The organism is Nostoc sp. DSM 114160 (genome assembly GCF_053470305.1).
Window position 1 is genome coordinate 1,104,499 of sequence record NZ_JBPFGO010000001.1, and the last position, 22,882, is coordinate 1,127,380.

Annotated in this window: 17 protein-coding genes; 9 read left to right on the forward strand and 8 right to left on the reverse strand. The window is 42.1% G+C overall.

Features of this window, described 5'->3' with window-relative positions; genetic code table 11:
* Window positions 1–30: 30 nt before the first annotated feature.
* From NSTCB13_RS05220 to NSTCB13_RS05240, 5 genes are all read right to left on the reverse strand, one after another.
* Window positions 31–1,659 (reverse strand): sulfatase family protein, encoded by a 1,629-nt coding sequence (locus NSTCB13_RS05220; protein WP_448271586.1) that lies wholly within the window; start codon window positions 1,657–1,659, stop codon window positions 31–33.
* A gap of 252 nt (window positions 1,660–1,911) precedes the next feature.
* Window positions 1,912–3,414: an HlyD family efflux transporter periplasmic adaptor subunit gene (locus tag NSTCB13_RS05225; RefSeq protein WP_448271587.1), complete on the reverse strand. Its 1,503-nt coding sequence runs from the start codon at window positions 3,412–3,414 to the stop codon at window positions 1,912–1,914.
* Window positions 3,415–3,452: 38 nt separating this feature from the next.
* Window positions 3,453–5,651, reverse strand: a complete 2,199-nt coding sequence (locus tag NSTCB13_RS05230; protein WP_448271589.1) for a peptidase domain-containing ABC transporter — start codon at window positions 5,649–5,651, stop codon at window positions 3,453–3,455.
* Window positions 5,652–5,910: 259 nt separating this feature from the next.
* On the reverse strand, window positions 5,911–6,270 hold the full coding sequence (locus NSTCB13_RS05235) for a hypothetical protein (RefSeq protein ID WP_448271590.1): 360 nt from the start codon (window positions 6,268–6,270) through the stop codon (window positions 5,911–5,913).
* A 338-nt stretch (window positions 6,271–6,608) separates the two neighbouring features.
* A complete protein-coding gene (locus NSTCB13_RS05240) occupies window positions 6,609–6,968 on the reverse strand; it encodes a hypothetical protein (protein ID WP_448271591.1) in 360 nt (119 codons plus the stop codon).
* 648 nt (window positions 6,969–7,616) lie between these two features.
* On the opposite strand from NSTCB13_RS05240, the gene NSTCB13_RS05245 reads away from it, so the two are divergent.
* The 3 genes from NSTCB13_RS05245 to NSTCB13_RS05255 are packed head-to-tail and all read left to right on the forward strand — an operon-like array spanning window position 7,617 to window position 13,732.
* Window positions 7,617–11,141 (forward strand): two-partner secretion domain-containing protein, encoded by a 3,525-nt coding sequence (locus NSTCB13_RS05245; protein ID WP_448271592.1) that lies wholly within the window; start codon window positions 7,617–7,619, stop codon window positions 11,139–11,141.
* Window positions 11,107–11,334, forward strand: a complete 228-nt coding sequence (locus NSTCB13_RS05250) for a hypothetical protein (protein WP_448271593.1) — start codon at window positions 11,107–11,109, stop codon at window positions 11,332–11,334. Before NSTCB13_RS05245 ends, NSTCB13_RS05250 begins: the two co-directional genes overlap by 35 nt.
* Window positions 11,291–13,732, forward strand: coding sequence for a CHAT domain-containing protein (locus tag NSTCB13_RS05255; protein ID WP_448271594.1), 2,442 nt, complete (start codon window positions 11,291–11,293; stop codon window positions 13,730–13,732). The genes NSTCB13_RS05250 and NSTCB13_RS05255 overlap by 44 nt, the downstream gene beginning before the upstream one ends.
* A 39-nt stretch (window positions 13,733–13,771) precedes the next feature.
* Here NSTCB13_RS05255 and NSTCB13_RS05260 read toward each other — a convergent pair whose 3' ends face one another.
* Window positions 13,772–14,611 (reverse strand): DUF928 domain-containing protein, encoded by an 840-nt coding sequence (locus NSTCB13_RS05260; protein WP_448271595.1) that lies wholly within the window; start codon window positions 14,609–14,611, stop codon window positions 13,772–13,774.
* Window positions 14,612–14,631: 20 nt separating this feature from the next.
* On the opposite strand from NSTCB13_RS05260, the gene NSTCB13_RS05265 reads away from it, so the two are divergent.
* The gene (locus NSTCB13_RS05265) at window positions 14,632–14,820 is read left to right on the forward strand and encodes a hypothetical protein (protein ID WP_448271596.1); all 189 of its coding nucleotides are present in this window, start codon (window positions 14,632–14,634) and stop codon (window positions 14,818–14,820) included.
* An 82-nt stretch (window positions 14,821–14,902) separates the two neighbouring features.
* Here NSTCB13_RS05265 and modA (NSTCB13_RS05270) read toward each other — a convergent pair whose 3' ends face one another.
* The gene (gene modA, locus NSTCB13_RS05270) at window positions 14,903–15,313 is read right to left on the reverse strand and encodes a molybdate ABC transporter substrate-binding protein (RefSeq protein ID WP_448271597.1); all 411 of its coding nucleotides are present in this window, start codon (window positions 15,311–15,313) and stop codon (window positions 14,903–14,905) included.
* Window positions 15,292–15,720 (reverse strand): molybdate ABC transporter substrate-binding protein, encoded by a 429-nt coding sequence (modA, locus tag NSTCB13_RS05275; protein WP_448271598.1) that lies wholly within the window; start codon window positions 15,718–15,720, stop codon window positions 15,292–15,294. The genes modA (NSTCB13_RS05270) and modA (NSTCB13_RS05275) overlap by 22 nt, the downstream gene beginning before the upstream one ends.
* 271 nt (window positions 15,721–15,991) lie before the next feature.
* On the opposite strand from modA (NSTCB13_RS05275), the gene NSTCB13_RS05280 reads away from it, so the two are divergent.
* From NSTCB13_RS05280 to NSTCB13_RS05300, 5 genes are all read left to right on the forward strand, one after another.
* On the forward strand, window positions 15,992–17,836 hold the full coding sequence (locus NSTCB13_RS05280; RefSeq protein WP_448271599.1) for an iron uptake porin: 1,845 nt from the start codon (window positions 15,992–15,994) through the stop codon (window positions 17,834–17,836).
* 656 nt (window positions 17,837–18,492) lie between these two features.
* Window positions 18,493–19,266, forward strand: coding sequence for a HesA/MoeB/ThiF family protein (locus NSTCB13_RS05285; RefSeq protein WP_445628637.1), 774 nt, complete (start codon window positions 18,493–18,495; stop codon window positions 19,264–19,266).
* A 591-nt stretch (window positions 19,267–19,857) separates the two neighbouring features.
* On the forward strand, window positions 19,858–20,625 hold the full coding sequence (locus NSTCB13_RS05290; protein WP_448271601.1) for a hypothetical protein: 768 nt from the start codon (window positions 19,858–19,860) through the stop codon (window positions 20,623–20,625).
* A gap of 152 nt (window positions 20,626–20,777) precedes the next feature.
* Complete coding sequence (locus NSTCB13_RS05295) at window positions 20,778–21,536, forward strand: hypothetical protein (protein ID WP_445628639.1); 759 nt, start codon at window positions 20,778–20,780, stop codon at window positions 21,534–21,536.
* A 27-nt stretch (window positions 21,537–21,563) separates the two neighbouring features.
* Complete coding sequence (locus NSTCB13_RS05300) at window positions 21,564–22,622, forward strand: hypothetical protein (RefSeq protein ID WP_448271602.1); 1,059 nt, start codon at window positions 21,564–21,566, stop codon at window positions 22,620–22,622.
* Window positions 22,623–22,882: the final 260 nt, after the last annotated feature.

A 22,882-nucleotide genomic window follows, 5' to 3' on the forward strand; every position in this document is an offset into this window, starting at 1 on the left:
ATACGTAATAAGTATCCTGGCAGAACCTTCTTAGAGAGTGAACGGCTCCTCCTCAATTGCCCGACAGGAATCGGCTTGACAAGTACGCAGTTTACTCAGTCGGTTAGCAAGCTGTTTGAGTAGAGTTGGATCGGCTGTAGAAGCCAGGTTGTTCAACTGATATGGGTCTTTTTTGATGTTATACAGTTCCTTCGCTCCAGTTTTATACTCAACATAGGTATAATCTTGTGTCCGGATCGCTTGGTAAGTAGGGATCTTCGGTACTTGGCCTCCTTTTTGGAGCGATTGAAGCTCTGACTGATCCTCAAGCTCTAACTGATCGTCAAGCTCTGACCGATCCTGAAGAAGCGTTGTCTGATTCTCAAGTGCAGCACGTCGCTTCTGATTTTGTTTGTGTTCTATCAAAAATGCAGAGCGCCACTTAGGGAGATTTGACATCGTACCCTTTAACAAAGGTAAGAATGAGCGTCCATCAACAAAAGCAGGTGGTTTAACTCCAGCCATATCGGTAAAGGTTGGGAAAAAGTCGATATTACCCACTTGCTCTTGCAGTTGCTTGCCAGCTGGAATTCCCGGGCCGCGCACTACCAGATTCAAGCGAATATCTTCCTCGTAGGCACTTTCTTTGCCTGTACTTGCTCGGTGAATACCCTGTTTGTAACCGTTATCGGAGGTGAAAATGATGTAAGTATTGTTAAGTTGCCCATTTGCCTTGAGCGTATCGACCAACTTGTCAATTGTATCGTCAACCGACTGTAGCGATCGCAAGCGCAAACGATAACTTTTATCAATTTCGTCAATTTGTGTTTGATTGAGTTGAGGCAAATCTTGAATGAATTGAGGCTTAGTGCTGACATTGGCTTCGTTAAAATTGTCTACGCGGGGCGCTTGAACATCTGGGAAGAGGTTTTTATAGCGTGGTGCTGGCGTATATGGTCCGTGAATGTTGAAGGGAGCTAGATAAACGAAAAACGGCTTGCCGTTCTTGGCAGAACGTTGGATGAAATCAATGGCAAAGCCAGTATAAACATCTGTACCGTAGTCTTTGGGGTTGTCACCGTACTTGACCAGCTGGCCATTCTTGTTCAGCGTGTAATTGAACTGAGAGTAAGGATTGCCATATTTCTTTTGGTCGTTTTTCTTCTTGCCTTTTTCCATCGGGCTATACCACTCTGTCCAACCAGGCGGGATGTATGTATCACTAGGGGCTGTGTCGGGGTAGCCGTTGAGGTACTTGCCAATCAACGCTGTCTGATAACCATTTGCTTGTAACGAGGTGGCGATCGTCTCTTTTTCTAAGCCCTGGCTATAGGCTTTCTGGAAACCTCCATCAGGTCGTGAATTGGTCAATATCCCCGTATTGTGGGCATATTGACCGCGCAAAATATTCGTGCGCGATGGGCAGCATAGAGACACGTTTACAAAAAAGTTAGGAAATGTTACGCCCTGGTCGATCAAAAGCGACTTAATGTTTGGTGCATACTTCTTTGGATTTCTGTTAATTGTGTCAGCGTCCATGTCATCTACTAGGACGAAAACAATATTGGGTTTACTTGTCTCGGTGAAAGCTTTTTGTGGTGCTAATAAGAACACATTGAATACCAAAACACCGAGCATTATTAGAGCAAAGAACTTTATTCTCAAATTGAATGTTTTCATCAAATGACCTCTTGATTTACAATGTCATAGTTTCATTTTTTGGCTTTGGGTATGGTAAAAAACCAAATTTTTATCAAAACAGAATAGAGGCGTCAGTCGTCAGAATTCTCCAATTGAATTGGAGTCCGACTGGTAGATGTAATATTTAAGTGTGAGATTTGGTGCAAAAAGATAAAATTTATCTCAATACTTCTTGCTTTGTGCATTTTTAACTCGGAATCGAGTTTGGGGTAAAGGGTAAGGAATAATTGGTCAAAAATCGGTGATTAATCTTGCTTTGCGGAGCACAAATTGCAGTACAGTTTCTTCGCGGGTAATAATATCAACTCTGCCATCCATACCCAATTGAATTTGACATTTCTTTGTACTGCGACCTAAAGCAAGTTTCTCTGGTTCAATTGTGACTTCGTAAAAAGCACCTACAGCAGTTGCTTTTGGGCTAGAGTTCGGATCAGTATCAGCATCGTTTTTTTGCGACTTAACAGCATCCGGAGAAATCGCTTTGACAACGCCATTGAGAGTACCGTAATCAGGATAAGGACAAGCTGTTACTCGCATTTGCACCTTTTGATCGACTTTTATCTTACCTTTTTCCTCAGAACCGACAGCTGCTTTGATAACTAAAGGTGCATGACTAGGAACAATTTGCACAACTTCCTCCCCAGCCCGGAGAGTTTGACCGGGGTTTCTCAAATTGAGCTTGGAAATAATTCCGTCTGCTGTAGCAGTAATAGTAGTTTGCTTCAGGTCAATTTCAGCTTGCTTGAATTCGCTAGTATCGCGCTCTAATTGTTTTTCCGTTTCAATTTTCTGTTTGATAAGTGCTTGAAGTTCTCTTTCTAAAGATGCTTTATTCACTTCGCCAGAAGCTTTTTCTTGAGCAATGCGTTCACTCGCCATTGCTACTTCTGCATTGCTGGGATTGAGAACTGCTTGAGCGCGATCGCGTTTGGCAATAGCCCCATTCACAGCTTGTTTTAGCCGTTCATTTGTTTTTTCTTGGGCCTTATAAGTTGCTTTTTGCGCCTGTACAGCTTGTTGTTGCTGTTTCACAGCCAGCTGTACTTCTTCTAGTTGGTCGCGGGATAATGCCCCTTGTTTAGCAACATTTTCATATCGGCTCTGCTTTGATGTCGCTGCTCCTAAAGCCGCTTCAGTTGCGTGCAGATTAGCTAATGCTGATTGTAACTGTGCTTGCCCTGCATATAATTCTTCTTGAGCCATTTTGACATTGGCTGCTGCTTCTTGAAGTTCAGTGATAGTGGTAATTTTTTTGTCTTGATAATCGCGATCGCGTCCCTGCAATTCAGCTTTAGCAGAGGCGATAGTCCGATTGGTGCGATCGCTTTCGGCTCGAATTTGACTATCGATTGCATTAATTTGGGGAACGGTTTGAATTAGTTGTAACCTAGCTTGTTGAATATTGGTTTGCAGCTGGTTTTTTTTAGTTTGCAATCGAGAGTCATCAATAGTAGCAATTATATCTCCTTTTCGCAGCGTTTGATTTTCTTTGACGTAAATATGCATTACCTGTCCTTCTGTCGCCGCCTGCACAATTGGCAATTCACCCGCAGGACGGACAACCCCTTGTCCAATGACTGTAACTTTATATTTAGCAATCGCAGCCACAGGAACAGCTAACGACAACACAAACACGATAAATAGTCCGCCAAATGTAGTCCAACGACTAATTGGTGGGAGAAATTCATTGTCTTGAACTAAGGGTAAAAAATTGGTTTGAGACTTACTAATCATAAGTTATAAATCTCTCTAAAATGTCTAATAAACATTAACTAATTCCGAAAAAGTAAAGAAGATTTCAATTCATTTCTATTATTAGAAGAATAAATCTCATCAAGAAAGTTTAAATGCTCTCCAGGGATATGACGTAATTCTTCTGGAGTTCCTTGAATTTTTAAGCGTCCATCTTCAAGCAACACAATCCAATCAGCCCGTTTGATAACTTGAGGACGATGGCTAATCATAATTGTGGTTTTACCTTGACGGTGATTAAGTAATCTATCTAAAACTTGAGTTTCACTTACTGGGTCAAGAGCGCCTGTAGATTCATCTAAAATTAATACAGGCGGGTCAATCACAATTGCTCTAGCTATAGCTAATCTCTGCCTTTGTCCGCCAGAAATATTTGCACCAAATTCGCCTAAAACAGTTTGATATTTATCAGGTAATTTACTAATAAATTCATCTGCACCAGCAATTTGACAAGCAAGGACTATCTCCTCAAAACTAATGTTGGGATAACTGAAGTGAAAATTTTCTACAATCGAACGACTCCAAAAATGAGGTTCTTGGGGAACTAATACGACTTGTTGCCGCAAACATTCTAAAGATAAATCTTGCTGGTTGTATATGCCATAACGGATATTACCAGATTGGATTTGATATAAACCAGTAATTAATTTGCCAAAAGAACTTTTACCACAGCCAGATTGACCGATTAAGGCTATTACTTTACCACCAGGGATAGTTAAAGAAAAATTTTCTAACAGGTCAGTTCTACCAGGATGGTGAAAGTTCACTTGAGAACAACTAATATCTGCATTGCCAGGAATTTCTGCCCAAGGTTTTTTAATGTCATTTTTATCTTCTGGGGTAGAATCTATCACTTCTGTCAAGCGTTGAACGACAATTTGTGCAGTGATAAATTCATCGATTAGCCCGACTGCTGACTCTAAAAATTCCAGAAAACTACCACTCATACCGCTGTACGCCAGCAGTTGACCGATGGATAATGTCTGATTAATCACCAAGCTAGAACCTAACCAGAGTATGCCAATACTCGTCAATTTGGAAAGAATACTAGTGACTGTGCCACTGTAAAGCTCCAACTTCATCGTAGTCCAGTCTAAGTTAGCAAGGCGACCAAAATTTGTCTGATATTCTTGCCAAGCTTGCTCTGTAGCTTGGGTGGTTTTCAGAACTTGAACACCACGAAAAGTTTCGACTAAAAAGCCTTGATTTTCCGTACCTTTAACGATGAGGCTGCGGGTTTTTTGGCGCAAGGCGGGAAGAAAAAGCAGGTTGACAAAAGTGACAATGATAAAAGCGGCGACGGAAGCGAGAGTCAGTTGCCAACTATAAAAGAGCATGAAACCCAAGGAAACCAGAGCCACAAAAAATTCACTGGGTAAACCCAGAACAATTTGAGAAACTAGATTATTGATGGTATGAACATCAGCAATCCGGCTAACGACTTCCCCACTGCGACGTGCTTCAAAATATGATAGGGGTAAGCGCAACAGTTTTCGGCCGTATTCTAGAATTAGCCCGTATTGCAATCGTTGACCAAAATGACCAATCAGGTGAGATTGTACCAAACCAATGGCACTTTGGATTAGGTTCATGGCAATCACACCAATTGCCACTGTTGTTAGCAGTTGGGTATCTCCCCGCACTAGTACGTCATCGGTGAGAAGTTGCATCATTAACGGGGAAGCGAGGGACAACAGCCCGATCGCAAAGTTGATCGCGATCGCCTGAACCAAAAGATTGCGATAGGGCATAACGCGGGCAATAAACCGCCCAAAACCGCCAATTTTATCTTCCCCTTGCTCATAAAAGCGGCTATCGTCTGGCATCAGCAGCAGCATCACACCATCACTCCAACCCGCGATTAACTCCTGGGAGGTGAGGTACAAGATACCAACGGCAGGGTCAGAGAGGACATATTTTTTCCCCTTTTTCCCGTACAATACTACCCAGTGGTAGCCTTTCCAGTGAATAATGGCAGGCAAAGGAACTTCATCTAATTTCTCAAACAGTTCTGGGGTAGCTTGAACTTGACGGGCATGAAATCCCAGAGTTTCGGCTCCCCGTCTCAAACCTAGTAGTGTGGTTCCCCGCGAACCTGTACCCACTGCTTCTCGCACGCGATTGAGGGCAAAGGTGCGTCCGTAGTATTTGGCGATCATGGCTAGGCTTGCTGCACCACAATCTTCTTCACTGTGTTGCAATATACTGTGGTATTTCATAGTTTAAAAAATCAATACCAGCCGCAGTTAACAAGAGGTGAACGAGTCCGTTTCCTACCTAATAACTGATAACTATTAACACCGTTGACGTTTATTTGTGCTATCTTGATATAAATGAGAAAGTAGGAGCAAAAACGACTTCGCCCCTACAAACTGCAACAGAAGAATGTTACTCAGCTAAAAGCTGATGTGAGAGCATTCTTTTCTCTTTGAGGTTTTGAAGGATTCGAGTACACGGTATGAAATAGACCAGAACTGATTATGCAGGTCTGGCAGACTCGATGTCGTTGTTAAAAGACCCAGTGAAGTTACCTTTTGTACCTGCTTTCAGCCGCCTTGATTTACCTGAGAATTTCACACCAGTGTAGACAATCCAATCTCTTTTACCCGTCACCTCGTACCAAGTTGCTTTATTGTTAAAGTTGTATAAATTGACTCGTGGGTTTCCGATATTATTTAGCCGCCTTCCTTTACCATCCTTCAAGTCGGAAAGGTCTAAGCTACCACCACTAATAGTAGCAGCGGCTTCATGGTCAAGGTCTTGCACAGCTTCGATGCTGTAGAGGTCTTTGATTTGCTTGTTATTCATATCCACTCCGTGGTTTTTGATGTTAGACATTGTTTTTCCCCTAAGTTTTAGATTGGGGTTTGAACTGAAGGTCAGCTTGTTTTCTTCCTTCTGATTGTTAATTGGTAGCAGTGATATAAGTTTATTCACGGCTGGGAATCAGAGGTTTTTTAGCTTTGCCTTCTGATAAATGCGGCTGTTACTGATAACACCGTTGACGTTTATTTGTGCTATTTTGATATGAATGAAAAAGTAGGAGCGAAAACGACTTCGCCCCTACAAACTGCAACAGAAGAATGTTACTCAGCTAAAAGCTGATGTCAGAGCATTCTTTTCTTTTTGAGGTTTTGAAGGATTCGAGTACACGGTATGAAATAGACCAGAGCTGATTATGCAGGTTTGGCAGACTCGATGCTGTTGTTAAAAGTACCGATGAAGTTACCTTTTGTACCTGCTTTCAGAGTCCTTGATGCACCTGTGAATCTCTTACCAGTGTAGACAATCCAATCTTTTTTACCCGTCACCTCGTACCAAGTTGCTTTATTGTTAAATTTGCCTAAATCGGGTCGTGCCTTTCCGATATTATCTAGCCGCTTTCCTTTACCACCCTTCAGGTCGGACAAGTCTAAAGCACCACCACTAATAGTGGCAGCGGCTTCATGGTCAAGGTCTTGCACAGCTTCGATGCTGTAGAGGTCTTTGATTTGCTTGTTGTTCATATCTACTCCGTGGTTTTTGATGTTAGACATTGTTTTTCCCCTAAGTTTTAGATTGGGGTTTGAACTGAAGGTCAGCTTGTTTTCTTCCTTCTGATTGTTAATTGGTAGCAGTGAGATAAGTTTATTCACGGCTGGGAATCAGAAGTTTTTTAGCTTTGCCTTCTGATTATTAATTGGTAGCAGTGAGATAAGTTTATTCACGGCTGGGAATCAGAAGTTTTTTAGCTTTGCCTTCTGATTATTAATTGGTAGCAGTGAGATAAGTTTATTCACGGCTGGGAATCAGAAGTTTTTTAGCTTTGCCTTCTGATTATTAATTGGTAGCAGTGAGGTAAGTTTATTCACGGCTGGAAATCAGAGGTTTTTTAGCTTTGCCTTCTAATTCTTAATTGGTAGCAGTGGTAGAATTTTATTCATCAAGCCAAACGCACGTAATTTGTGAAACCCTTGTTGCATAAAGATATTGATGAAAAAATCGCCTCAATTCTCAAACGCTCAAACCCCTGCTATGAAAGGATTCTTCTACTTAGATGCGAGGCGCGTTTGCTCTGGTTTATTCACTTGATTCAGCAGTGTCAATTTGCTAATATCCTCTGTTGTGCATCAGTTTATTATCCTGACACTTCTACTCAAGATTGCGGCTGACAACCTAAATTTCCTTTTCTATAGGAGAGTGCAATGTCTTTTAAAACTGCGCCAAACTGGTTACAAGGTCTAGGAGTTGCCATTGTCAGTGCAGTTACCTTATATGCAAATATCTCAGTTGCCCAAATCACTCCAGACAGCACTCTGCCAAATAATTCCAATGTGAAATTAGAGGGCAATACCAGGATGATTGAAGGTGGAACCACACGAGGTGCTAATCTGTTCCACAGCTTTGAGGAGTTCTCTGTTCCCAATGACAGTACTGCTTGGTTCAATAATTCACCCGATATTCAGAACATCCTGACACGAGTAACAGGTAAGTCAATTTCTAATATAGATGGCTTAATTCGTGCTAACGGTAAAGCAAACTTATTCCTGCTCAATCCGAATGGGATTATTTTTGGTAAAAATGCTAGTTTGAATATCGGCGGTTCCTTTATCGCCACAACAGCCAACGCCATTGGGTTTAGCAATTTGGGATTTTTCAGCGCCTCAAATCCAGAAGCACCTTCACCCTTGTTAACAGTAAATCCAAATGCCTTATTATTTAATCAAATTGCGGCTGCACCGATTCAAAATAGTTCAACTGCGCCAGCAGGATCTACTCCTGGTAACGAGAATGCATTTGGTCTACGTGTCCCAGATGGTCGAAGTTTGCTGCTAGTAGGCGGTAATGTGAACATGGATGGTGGAAGATTGAATGCTTTTGGTGGACTCGTCGAGTTGGGTGGGTTAGCTAGTGCCGGTACAGTTGGGTTGAATGGAGATGATAATAGTCGTTTGAGTTTTCCCAATAGTGTAGAAAGAAGCGATGTTTTCCTTAGCGATGGCGCGCAAGTAAATGTATTTGCTGGCAATGGTGGTAGTATCGCGGTTAATGCCCGGAATTTAGAGATGACGGGAGAGAGTCAACTGTTTGCAGGCATAGACAGTAGATTAGGTTCTAATAATAGTCAGGCAGGAAATATTTCGGTTAATGCCACGGTTGCAATAAACCTTAACAATGGGAGTGTAATTGGTAATGAGGTGCGATCGCAAGCAAATGGACAGGGAGGCGATGTCAATATCAGTGCTAGCACGTTACAAGTTGATGCTGGAGCACAGATAAGTACTATTACATCTGGTGCGGGTAAAGGAGGAAATTTGAGCGTTGATGCTCAAGATGTGCAACTGATTGGTAGAAGCGCTGACGATCAATCTGCCAGTAGCTTGTTTGCTGGCGCACAGCCAAACTCAATAGGGGATGCAGGTAATTTAAAGATTAAAACTAATACCTTGATAGTGCGAGATGGGGCACAGATAAGTACTATTACATCTGGTGCGGGTAAGGCAGGAAATTTGAGCATTGATGCCCAAGATATGCAACTGATTGGTACAAGCGCTGATGGTAAAGCCGGTGGCTTGTTTGCTGGCGCACAGCCAAACTCAACAGGGGACGCAGGTAATTTAACGATTAAAACTAATACCTTGCTAGTGCGAGATGGGGTAGAGGTAAGTACTATTACATCTGGTGCGGGTAAGGGAGGAAATTTGAGCATTGATGCCCAAGATGTGCAACTGATTGGTACAAGTGCCGATGGTGAGTATCCCAGTGGCTTGTTTGCTGGCGCACAGCCAAACTCAACAGGGGACGCAGGTAATTTAACGATTAAAACTAATACCTTGCTAGTGCGAGATGGGGCACAGGTAAGCACTATTACACTTGGTGCGGGTAAGGGAGGAAATTTGAGCGTTAATGCTCAAGACGTGCAACTGATTGCTACAACCGCCGATGGTAAGTATCCCAGTGGCTTGAGTGCTGGCGCACAGCCAAACTTAACAGGGGACGCGGGTGATGTGACGATTAAAACTAATACCTTGCTAGTGCGAGATGGAGCACAGGTAAATACTGCTACATTTGGTGCGGGTAAGGGAGGAAATTTGAGGGTTGATGCCCAAGATGTACAACTAATTGGTAGAAGTTCTAATAATCTGCTTCCCAGTTCCTTGGGTACTTCTGCACAGCGAAACTCATTAGAGGACGCAGGTAATTTAACGATTAAAACTAATACCTTGCTAGTGCGAGATGGGGCACAGGTAATTACTAGTACATCTAGTGCGGGTAAGGGAGGAAATTTGAAGGTTGATGCTCAAGATGTGCAACTGATTGGTACAAGCGCTAACGATCGGTTTCGTAGTGGCTTGTTTGCACAAGCAAACTCAACAGGAAATGCGGGTGATTTGACAGTCACAACCCATACCTTACTAGTGCGAGATGGGGCATGGATAAATACTGCTACTTTCGGTGCAGGCAAGGGGGGAAATTTGAGCGTTAATGCCCAAGATGTGCAACTGATTGGTACAAGCGCTGACAATCGGTTTCGTAGTGGCTTGTTTGCACGAGCAAACTCAACAGGAGATGCGGGTGATTTGACGGTCAAAACTAATACCTTACTAGTGCGAGATGAGGCACAAGTAAATACTGGTACTTCCGGTGCGGGTAACGGGGGAAATTTGAGAGTTGATGCCCAAGATGTACAACTGATTGGTAGAAGTGCTGATAAGCGGAATGGTGGCTTGTTTACACGAGCCAGCCAAAACTCAATAGGAGATGCGGGTAATTTGACAGTCACAACCCATACCTTACTAGTACAAGATGCAAGAGTAAGCGTGCGGAGTTCCATAACAGGAACCGCAGGTAAGATGACATTATATGCACGCTCTATCCGTTTAAACCACGGCTTACTCATCGCCGATACAGGTAGCCCCAAAGTTGACCGAAATAGGGAAGAGGCGACAATTAACATTAACTCAAAAGATTTAATCATGACTGGCAATAGCAACATCAGAACCAACGCCAGACGAATAAAGGTTATCGGCGGCAACATCAATATTGATGCCGATGTCTTGGTTGGCTTTGAAAATAGCGACATCAGCGCTAATTCTGCTAAATTTCGTGGGGGGAATGTCACAATCAATACTAAAGGTATCTTTGGTATCGCACCTCTCAGTCGACAAGAACTTGAGAGATTACGTCCTAAAGATTTAGACCCGCGTCAGCTACAAACAAGCGATATCACCGCTACAGGGCAAACTCGCAGCTTGAGCGGTAATGTAGAAATCATTACACCTGATATTAACCCTACTCGCGGCTTAGTTGAACTCCCAATTAATCTAGTTGATGCTTCTAGGCAAATTTCCACCGCCTGCACGCCAGGAACTCGGCAATTCCAAAACACATTTGTGGCAACAGGACGCGGCGGACTACCCATGAGTCCTACTGAACCATTACAAGATTCAAGTACTGTGTCTGGGTGGGTGAAATTAAGACCAAAATCAGAAAACTTGGCAAACACAAAGCCTGTGCCAAAATCAACAGCAGTTTCAACTACTTCTATTGCTGCGACAATTCCAATTGTGGAAGCTTCTGGCTGGGTAATCGATCGCAAGGGAAACATAGAACTAGTAGCACTTCCTCAACTCAACCCCCACAGCCCTTGGCAAACACCTGCTTCCTGTCCTGTATCTCAGGGAGGTGTGAAATATGGCAAAATTTCAGCTGCCAAAGCGAGTAATTAGATTTGCGGTAATTCCTGTAGTCCTATTTACCCTTGCTGTTTTCCTGACTATTACCCCTAGTACATTTGCTAAACAAATCCAGACAAATTCACCAAACGGGTTTCACATCCAAACCAATAAACCCCCAGCCACAACACCACAGCAACTTCTTGAGCAAGGAGAAGCACTTTATCAAGCTGGGACGCTTTACTGAAGCAGTAAATGTTCTCCAACAAGCTGTCCGTAGCTATCAACAACAAAGCAATAACCTCGCACAAGCCGCAGCACTGACTAACCTCTCTCTTGTATACCAACAACTCGGCTCGTGGAAAGAAGCTTATGCAACTATTGACAATAGCTTAAATTTGCTTGGCTGGGATGAGAGAAATCAAAAGTTAAATGTCAACAATCCCAAATCTGAATTGTTAGAAATTCTGGCACAAACTCTAAATATTCAGGGCGAATTGCAACTAGCACAGGGACAAACTGATGCATCTGTAAAAACATCACAACAAGCAGAGCAAATCTGGAAGAAATTAGGTGATACTGCTGGAGTAACGCGCAGCCGGATTAACCAAGCGCAAGCTCTACGAGTTGCTGGGTTTTACCGCCGTAGCTTGAATATATTAGAGGAAGTATCCAAACAGTTACAAGCTCAACCTGATTCTCTTGTAAAAGTAACAGCTTTGCGATCGCTAGGCAATGTCTTACAACAATTAGGCGAACTAGAGCCATCCCAGAAAAACTTACAACAAAGCTTAAAAATCGCTCAACGTCTACAACTGCCTCTAGAAATTAGTTTGACGGAATTTAGCCTCGGTAATACTACTAGGTCGTTGAGTAATATTAAAGATGCGATCGCTCATTATCAAAACGCTATCAAAATTGCACCAAACTCTTTAGCCAAAGTTCAAGCCCTGATTAATCAGCTGAGTTTACTGGTCGAAAACGAACGCATCACTGAAGCAAAGTCATTAATACCCACAATTCAATCTCAACTCCCGAATCTGCCTACCAATCAAGCTGGTATTTATGCACGGATCAATTTTGCTCAGACTTTAACCACAATTGGTAATAAAAAAGACATTGCAGAGATTCTGGCAACTAGCGTTCAGCAAGCCAAAATCATCGGCGATGAACGTGCCGAATCCTATGCACTAGGCAGCTTGGGAGAAGTTTACGAGCAAAACCAACAATTGCAAGAAGCACAAGATTTGACGCAGCAAGCATTGTTTATGGCTGAAAAAATTGATGCCTCAGATATAGTTTATCGCCTTGAGTGGCAGTTAGGACGCTTACTCAAAGCACAGGGAAATATCGAAACCGCCATATCTGCTTATGATGCTGCTGTCACAACTCTTCAGTCTCTTCGCAGCGATTTAGTTGCGGTTAATCGAGAGGTACAGTTCAATTTTCGCGATCGCATAGAACCGATTTATCGGCAGTCTGTAGAGTTGATTTTACAACAGAAAGGACAAGGAAAACCAGATTTAGATAAGGCACGACAGCGAATTGAAGCTTTGCAAGTTGCAGAACTCGACAATTTTTTCCGAGAAGCTTGCTTGAGTAACCAATTTGTGGTTTTGGACAAAGTAGTAGACCGCGACAACCCGAATACTGCTATTTTCTATCCGATTATCCTAGATAACTATTTAGAAATTATTATCAAACTTCCTAATCAACCGTTGATTCATAAAACTTCTCAAGTCAACCGTCAGCAAGTAGAGCAAATTATTACAAAAATACGAAAAACAATAGTCGAACCTGATGCTAATCTGCAACTTCAAGCAGTTTCTCAACAACTTTATAACTGGTTAATTAAACCAGTTGAAACAAACCTGAAAAATAGTAAAGTTAATACTCTAGTCTTTATTCCAGATGGGTTATTGCGAAATATTCCGATGTCTGCATTATATGATGGCAGAGAGTATTTAGTCCAAAAATACTCTGTAGTTATTAGCCCCGGACTGCAACTATTTGCTCCCAAACCTCTAGAACAGAAAAAATTAAATGCCCTTGCTGGAGGACTATCGCAACCACCCAAAAATGAAAAGTTTGCACCGCTTCCCAACGTTAAGGTTGAACTAAAATTAATTCAGGAATCAGGGGTATCGACAACTACATTATTGGATAAAAATTTTACCAGTGCAAATTTAGGGAAAACCATCAACGCTCAACCTTTTAAAGTTGTTCACTTGGCAACTCACGGACAATTTAGCTCTAAAGCCAAAGACACTTTTATCCTAGCAGCTGATGGACGTATCAATGTGAGTGAATTAGATAGTTTGCTCAAAAGTAGAGAGCAAAAACTAACAAAACCAGTTGAATTACTTGTTTTGAGCGCTTGCGAAACAGCAGCAGGAGATAACCGAGCTGCATTGGGATTAGCAGGAGTTGCTCTTCGTGCTGGTGCGCGGAGTACTTTAGCTTCTTTATGGCAAATTGGCGATAACTCTACAGCTTTATTTATTGAGGAATTTTACCGCCAGTTAGTGAGTGGTAAAACTACGGCAGAAGCTTTACGCTTTGCTCAATTAAAATTACTTGAAACTCCTGAATATCACCGTCCGATGTACTGGGCACCCTACGTTATAGTTGGTAATTGGTTGTAAAAATCTGGGTTTATAGATACTTTACTGGATCTGAAATGATTAGCGGGTTGGTAACTTTATTAAGGGCATCATAGCGATATTATCTAAATTGATTGATTGCAATAAAATTTGCCAATCTTTTTCAGTAGATGCATCATTAAAATTAGAAATTCGTAGTTGTGCTAGCATATTTAAAGCGTCAAACCAAATTCCTTTTTCAGCATAAATTATAATTTTTTGTCGAGGCTCATTTGCGGCTTTTAATTGTTGCACAACACGCTCATCTAAATTGATTCTTTTAATGTCCCCTTCTACATATACAGGAATGCTTGCTGTCTCTTGGTTACAACGTACTTTGAAATACCAGCGATATGTCTTATCTACTTCTAATGAAGCAGTACTAGGGAGAGAAATCCCAATGATACTTGGCTTTGAAGGTAGGGCGATCGCATTTCTATAAACATCATTTTCGGCGCTATCCTGTAAGCTAAATTCAGCACTTGAATTAGACAAATTCTTAGTGTAGGGAATGTAAAACCAAAACGTAGGCCGTTCTAAAGTGGTTAGTCCTTCTACAGTCCCGATAATTGATTTGTTTGTCTGTTTGCCAACCTTTTGTTCCTCTTGAAATGGTACTAAGGCAGTGAGCGGGGTTGAAACCGCAGGACAATTATCTCGACTACCCATTCCCGTTCTACGCCCAGATACAGGACTTAATGGAGCAGGTGCTTTTGGCAAAATAAAAACTGGTCGAGAAGTAGGTTGTTGAGGTGAAGCAGGTGTTTTAACTGGTTGTGCAGGCTGTTTATTAGTAGGCGGTTGTTTAGTTTGATTTATTACTTGTGCGGAATATTGAGTAGTGCTGCTCAAAATCAGAGCAGTTGTTAAGATCCATTTCATTAACTTAACAGGTACGATTTTTGCTTGTTGCTATCGTCATCATAAAGGTTAACGTAGCATTTGGTGAAATCTATCGTTACCATTTTTTTGTACGCGATCGCATTTTACTTGAATTGAAGCTAGGACGGCAAGCTTCAGCTTACAAAGCAGCACAGAAAGCACTTAATCGATTTATTCAAGAAATAAAACTTATGGTTAACAGTTTCTGATTGGTGCTAAAACTGTGCTTATTAAGGCTGGTTTGAGTAGTGCGTTAAATCCTCAACCAGCCTTGTCAAAATTTCTCTGATGTTAACTACCAGCTACCGTAAATCCCTGTTTTTCAAACACAGTTTTGGCTTCATTGCTTGATAAAAATTGCACAAAATCCTTAGCAGCATCGACATTTTTACTGCTTTTGAGAATCGCGATCGGATAGACGACGGGAGAATGGGTTTTTTCAGATGCAGTTGCTACAATTTTGACTTTTGGCGTACTTTTAGCATCTGAAAGGTAGACGACTCCAGCATCAGCATTACCTGATTCTACGTAATTGAGTGCTTGACGAACGTCTTTAGCATAGACGGCTTTGCTTTTAACGGTGTCAAGAATTTTTAATGAAGTTAAGATTTGTTGAGCGTATTGTCCAGCAGGGACACTTTTGGGTTCGCCTAGAGCAATTTTCTTAATCCGTGGTGAAGTTAAGTCTTTGAAATCAGCCACAACTGTAGAATTTTGGGGGGTACTATCAACACCACCTGATTTTTCAGCAAGTTTTTGCGAGTTCCATCAACTAATAAACCTTTTTGCTGTAAAGCATCTATCTGTTTAGTTGCAGCTGAGATAAAAACGTCAACTCCAGCACCCTGTTCAATCTGTTGTTGCAAAGCGCCTGATGAACCAAAGTTGTAGCTCAGAGTAACATTTGGTTTTTCCTTACTGTAGAGAGGTTTGATTTCGTTCATTGCATCTCTGAGGCTAGCAGCTGCTGATATCGTCAAATTTGCTGTTTGGGCTGCTGGGCTAGTAGTTGAGGATAACTTAGGTGTAATTGTTTGACTACAGCCAACGATTAGTAAAAACGAGATAAATACCCAACTGACAAAAGTTAGGATTCGTTTGTTATTCATTTGCAGTCTCTCAAGCATTTTTTCTTAATCAATTCATAATTTACCAATCTAACGACCTAGTAACCAAAAAAACTGGTAAAAAATCACAGATTACCACTTAGAATTGACTGTTATCAATAACTGTGCCGATACTGACTAAAATTTTGCCAGCTTTTTACCAACTTATATGGTAAAAAGCTGAAAATCTGGTAATAATAATGCATCGGGTGTTTTTTAGTACCAACTATTTCAGGAATCAAGTTGGTCTAATAGTATTTGAGGTGTGAGGTTAATGTCTGGTTTTTTACATAATTCATTGTTGATTGCTCCAATCTTATTAGTAGTTAGTCTGGTTAATGCTCAAGGTGCATCAGCTATTCCAGCAGATATGCAGACTACTCAGTCTCCGGCAAAAGAAGGTGTGGTTGCTCAAACAGATAATCAAGCTGTTTTGACTGCACCTATCGGCGTTACTTTATCTGACCAGAGCCAGCAGTTCAACGATCGCAGCAGCAAAAATCCAAACTCAGTCATGAGTCAGGTTACTTCAGTCTCTCAACTATCTGATGTACAACCTACAGATTGGGCATTCCAGGCTTTACAATCTTTAGTTGAGCGCTACGGTTGTATAGCTGGATATCCTAATGGCAGCTTCCAAGGAAATCGGGCAATGACTCGTTATGAGTTTGCCGCAGGTCTTAACGCTTGTCTGAATCGGGTTAATGAATTGATTGCTACTAGCACAGCAGATTTAGTCACAAAAGAAGACTTAGAAACCTTGCGAAAATTGCAAGAAGAATTCGCTGACGGGCTAGTTGAAATACGGGGACGGATAGATGGGTTGGAAGCTCGTAATGCAAACCTGGAAAATCAACAATTTTCAACTACTACCAAGTTAAATGCAGAAATAATTTTCTCTGTTGGGAGTGTGTTTGGTGGGGATAGAGCGCTAGACTCCGATCGCTGGAGAAGAATCGAAGCAGCTCCAGAGGGTACAGCTAGAGAGGCTGCAAGAGCTAACGAGTATACAGCATCGGGTGGACGAAGGCTTCAGGACAACGCGATTTTCAGCGATCGCATCCGCTTGAATTTAATTAGTAGTTTCACTGGTAAAGACCAGTTGTTTACCCGTTTAGAAGCGAACAACACCACAGCCTTTAGTGGGGCAGTCACTGGTACAAACATGACCCGTGTATCGTGGGACGGGAACAACGACAACACCATTGTACTGGGCAAATTATATTATCGCTTCCCGGTAGGTGACAAAATCAATGTCATTGTTGATGCTATTGGTGGGGAGTTCTACGACAACTTCAACACTGTTAACCCTTTGTTGTCCTCAACTCCGATTGGATCTCTTTCGCGGTTTGGTCGATTCTCCCCTATTTACCGTGCCAGTAATACGGGTTCTGCTAGTAATACAGGTTCAGGTGTCAGCGCCATCTTTAAATTGAGCGACGCGATTACTTTATCTGGGGGTTATCTTGCTAGAAGAGTTAACGATCCTAGTGCTGGTGCAGGGCTATTTGATGGTAGTTATGGTGCTTTAGCTCAATTAGCATTCCAGCCCAACCAAAACTTAACTCTTGCTTTGAGCTATGCACACTCTTACTTTACTGGTAGTAATAATGATGTTTCCGTTTCGGGAGCTTATGGTAGCGCTTTCGCTAATACCCCATTTGGTGCTGGTATTGCCACTTCAGCCAATCATTATGGGATAGAAACTAGCTATCGTTTCAACCCCAAATTGGTACTTTCTGGTTGGGTTGGGTATAGTCAAGCGATCGCAGAGGTTAGTTCTGGTGCAAATGTTAATAAAGGCGATAAGGCAGACATCTGGAACTGGGCGGTCACTTTAGCTTTCCCTGATTTAGGCAAAAAGGGTAACTTGGGAGGTTTAATCTTTGGTCAACCACCCAAGGTGACGAGTAATGACTTTGGCCCTGCTGTTCTTACTACTACTAGTAATCTTCGTGAAGATAGCGATACATCTTTCCATTTAGAAGGACTATATCGCTACCAAGTGAATAACAATATCTCAATTACACCAGGCTTGATTGTGATATTTAACCCAGAGCAGAACAGCAATAATGACACTATCTATACAGGAGTTGTTCGTACTACATTCCGATTCTAGATAATTTTGCATTAAAAAAACGGCAGTCGTTACAACAGGGAGACAGTCTGCTAGGTGGCTTTGGCGACTTGTCAATAGAATGCCTTCCTGAATTGTGGAGACTGCCGTTGCAGAAGGAAATATGAATTTTTCCCCAAATATTGTTCTGAAATGTAGCAAGATCCTGTACCACTTGCCTACGGGACGCTACGCGTTAGCGGAGCTTTCGCTTTAGCGATACGTGAAAGCAAGCTATGCGTAGCGTCTGTGACAGGAGAAGGATACCCGATGGAACGATCTAATTGGAGTACGAAGACCTCAAAAAAGATGAACTTGCACCGAAAACTTATCTTGCATCTGTCAAATAAGCACACTATGAAGAAGGATAAATCCCAACCTTAAGGCAGCAGTTATAGATGCCGTACTGATTCCTGCATCAGCCAATGCTTTATATCCCATCAAAAAGTAATAATACTTCAAAGGCCCCACGCTTTGCTGTGGGGCTTATTTCATTAAGCATTCAACTTAAGATAAAGAGTATTGCACACAGCTCCCTTAATGATGCCTAGAAAAAATACCAACTTAACAGGTATAAAATTAGAAAAATGTATAGACAATTACAATACTTGCTACCAACTAGGTGGTAGATTTTACGACTGATAAAGAGGTAAAAAGCGATGAACTTAACACCCAGTGAGTTAGAACGCTATCACCGCCAAATGATGCTTCCTAATTTTGGAGAAGCAGGACAAAAGCGTTTGAAGTCTGCAACGGTTTTGGTTACAGGTGTAGGGGGATTAGGCGGTACATCAGCGCTTTATTTGGCAGTAGCAGGTGTTGGGCGACTAATTCTAGTTCGGGGTGGTGACTTACGGCTAGACGATCTGAATCGTCAGGTTCTGATGACAAATGATTGGGTAGGTAAGCCAAGAGTATTCAAAGCCAGAGAAACTCTGCAAGCTATTAATCCTGATATTCAAGTAGAAGCAGTTCATGATTACGTTACAAAGGAGAATGTAGACTCTTTAGTGCAATCCGCTGATATAGCTGTTGATTGCGCCCACAATTTCACAGAGCGAAACTTGCTCAACCAAGCTTGCGTGCGCTGGCAAAAACCAATGGTGGAAGCTGCAATGGATGGAATGGAAGCTTACCTGACGACGATTATTCCTGGTGTCACTCCTTGTCTATCATGCTTGTTTCCAGAAAAGCCGGATTGGGATCGGCGTGGGTTCTCGGTTATCGGTGCTGTTTCTGGGACACTAGCTTGTCTTAGTGCATTAGAGGTAATAAAGCTGATTACTAAGTTTAGTGAACCTCTATTGTCACAACTGCTGACAATCGATTTGATGCGAATGGAATTTGCCAAACGACATTCTTACCACGATCCTTCATGTCTAGTGTGTGGTAGCCGTTCTTGCTCGGAAAATTCGCAAGCAGCATCTTTATAAACAACCGAATCTACTCGTCGATAACATTTTTACACTTATCTATGTGACGAATGGCACGCTTGTTAAGACACAGCCCCTGTCTTGACTGGTTCCTAGCCTGGAGGCTAGGAACCGATCCTGGGAGGCTCTGCCTCCAGTGGCTTGACCAGAGGCAGAGCCTCTCGTAATAGATTCCCAGCCTGGAGGCTGGGAACGAGGCAACACAAGACTTTGGGTTTATCATTAGTGCCATTCATATATGTGACTAATGCATAGGATTTAAAAAACCTATTGACTCAATAGGGATTCAGGAGATAAATCAAAAAGTGTATCTTGGATTACATTTTCTCCAATCGGATTGGTATAGGATTTAATACCAGATAAGTTGGTATTTAACCACTAGCAAGATATTCTACTAACCACAACTTCAGTGCCAATCGAATGCACTAACTTAAGCTAAAACCCCTAGATGATAAGGGATTAGAAGAATGGGTAATCCTAGAGACAGCGAGAAAAACTTTTCTCAAATACCAACCTTCTCGATTCCTAGTTTCTGATTCTGCACTTTCCCAAAGTTCTGAAACCATTGAAAATAAATCAATTGTACAAAAAATGAAAAAGCCTATTGGTCAGCCTAAAAAACCGGAACTCAGATCCCGTGTAAACGCACTCCTAGACTCGATGATTGTGAAGTTCTATAAAGAAGTTCCGTTTTCTCAACATATGTTGAACGGTTCGCAAATCAATATGGATTACTACAAGCGGCACAACATTGAAACTATTCTTCGGCTACGGCTAAAACGTACAGTAGATGCACTAGCTATCCGATACTTCACTAAGCATGACCCAGTTCAAGCCAAAGCATGGGCGAAATATACTGAGGAGGAGATGCTTCACGACACCGAGTTCTTCGTCAGGGATCTTGAGGCTGTAGGTGTATCGAAGGATGCGATTTACTCGCAAGAGTCATTGCTCTCAACGAAGCTGCTTATGGGATATTTGCTGTTTGACATTGAATACAAAGATAGTCCACTGGCCTTGATTTCAAGCGTTTACTTTGTCGAATATACAACTGTAAAGACCCAGCCGCAATGGTTAGACAATTTGGCGAAGATTCTGGGCAAAGACAAAATTATCGGAGCTAGAGGACATGTGAACCTCGATCTCAAAGATGACCATGACGATTTCGTGTGGGATGTCCTTGTATCTTTAATCAAGACTCCTGAGGATGAGGAGAAAGTCCTCGAACATATACGTAATGTAGGTCGTCTTTACGTTGCATACTTTATGGAACTCCATCAGGAGTTGATCGTAGGTCAAACTGACGATCTAATCCTTGGGAAATCCCTTGAGATGAGTTTACTAGCGCAGGTGTCTTGATCTATGCAATGTTTTGTTGCAGAAGATTTAAGGATGATTCTTGTGTAGTTTGAGGCAAGTATCTTCTCCCTTTAACTCTAATATCAAGTCCGATTGAATACTTATCATTAGGACTGACGCGGGGACAAAGCTCATTCAATCATCCTGCAAATATGCAACTTTTGCAAAAAAACTGGCTTGATTCGCGATTATTTGACCGTTATATCCTTCACTATGCCACTCCAAAACAACTTATTCAACCAGCAATAAAGGAATGGATTGTGCAGGGATTGACCCAAGCAATGCCAACCTTAAAGATTGAACAGTATTTTGAGGCGAAGCGAAACTGGTTTGAAGAATGTGATTACTTAATTGTTGCAGTCGAGGCGATATCGAATGACCTAATCGCTGTATTGGCATCCAGTTGGGTAGAAACAGACTCATTACCCTTTCTGCACATCAAAATACAGATGATTGCAGAGCGTTATCAGAAAACACATCTGCTCAAACATATGTGGGGATTTCACCTTTACAAGGTGAGTCAAGGACATTTTGGATTCCCATCAATCGTTGCTCTAAAAACCTGTCATCCTGCTGTTTTCTCGGCAATGCGGGTGTTCTCACGTTTTGACGGTGTTCAATTGTATCCTCGGATTGAGGGTGAAATGCCAGAGCCAGAGATAAACGAGATAGCTTGTCTGATTGCAAAGAGTATTTGTCCCGATCTGGAGTTTTGTTTGCATACTGGCGTGATTAAAAATGCTAGTGTACCGAGAGATTTTTATCCCTCGCTACCAACAACAAAGAAAGCTGACGTAGGACACTATTTCCAAAACAATCTGACTCCAGCAGATCGGCTACTTTGCATTCTTCACATATCAACAGACTTAGCAAAACATCGCATATTACAGTCGTTGGACAAGAAACTATAACCGTTGTTAAAAAAAAAGGGGTGATTTATGGAGCTTATTACCATTAGACCTGGTTCTTACCGACAGTTTGGCCCGTCAGAGGATTGTATTTTTTACTTGGTGACTAACACTGATATTGTCGATCGATTCTTGATTGAGAAAAGTGGTGCTTATACAGACTATCGAACAGTTACTTATGACCAGGAAGGGTCATTTGAAACAATACTACAAAACGAAATCCCGGAAAAATCGCATATTTTTGTAGTTTCACCAAACTGTTTCTTCCGTTCTCCCAATCCAGAGGTATTGGGGGACAAGCGCAAGCTGATCGCGATGGCTTCCAATTCCACACCAACACCATTAGAAGCTGTGAAGCATTTTCTTGGTGTCATCGAACGAACCGATCCGTATGCTCAGGCAAAGTTTGCTGACCGTTTCTTTGAGTTAGGACAAAAAAGCGATCGCTTAGAAATTGTAGATGAAGAGTACGGCACTCGCGCAATCTTCGACCATCTTAACGACAAATACGAATGGCATTTGCAGGCTGGGCCTCTAGAGTGGGGCGAACAACAAATCGCGCCATCAGGAGAAATTAGTGTCTTACCTGCCGATATTTGGGAGTTTAATCCCAATCTTTACCTTGCAATCAATGGTGAGATTGCATTTCGAGGACTACCGATTCTACATAGTGGTGAACCGTCTTTCTTACGAGAGGATCAAGCACGCATTTTCAATCAGCTGCGACATATGAAGCATCACGCGCTGATTGCCAAGGTAGAGCAAGGTGTTGTAACGGATTTGCATCCCACTCACCCAGATGTAGAACCAGCAGCAGAGATGCTTAAAGCAATGGGTGCTGTTGATTCCCGGTATTTGACTATTTGGGAGTTAGGCTTTGCGATCAATACCTCACTCGACTTGCTTTGGGGTAATTATGCTATGAACGAAGTTTACGGTGGTACTAGTGGAGCGCTGCACTTTGGGCTTGGTCTAACACCCTACACACAGTATCATCTCGATTTGATTTGTCCTGGTATTCGGGTATATGGAAAGGATAAAAAGCTACTTCTCGGTACTCCAGAACTCACTAGCGCTGTTACTAGATGAGCCAAATTACTAGTTCGTAATTCGTAATTCGTAATTAAAAGGCTGCAAAGCCAACACGTTCATCACAAATTTAGCGATTGACAAGACAGTGGAGGGTTCAGCAGCCTTACTGATAGCGCAGCGTAAAGCCTTGCTTGGGCATGGCTTCGCTTAGAGCGAGTCCGCGAGCGTCTTGCAACTACGAATTACGTTAGTCGCGATAGTGAGTCTGCGTACTCCTGCAAAGAAGCAAGCTAGCAAGAGCGTCTCATAGAGAGCGG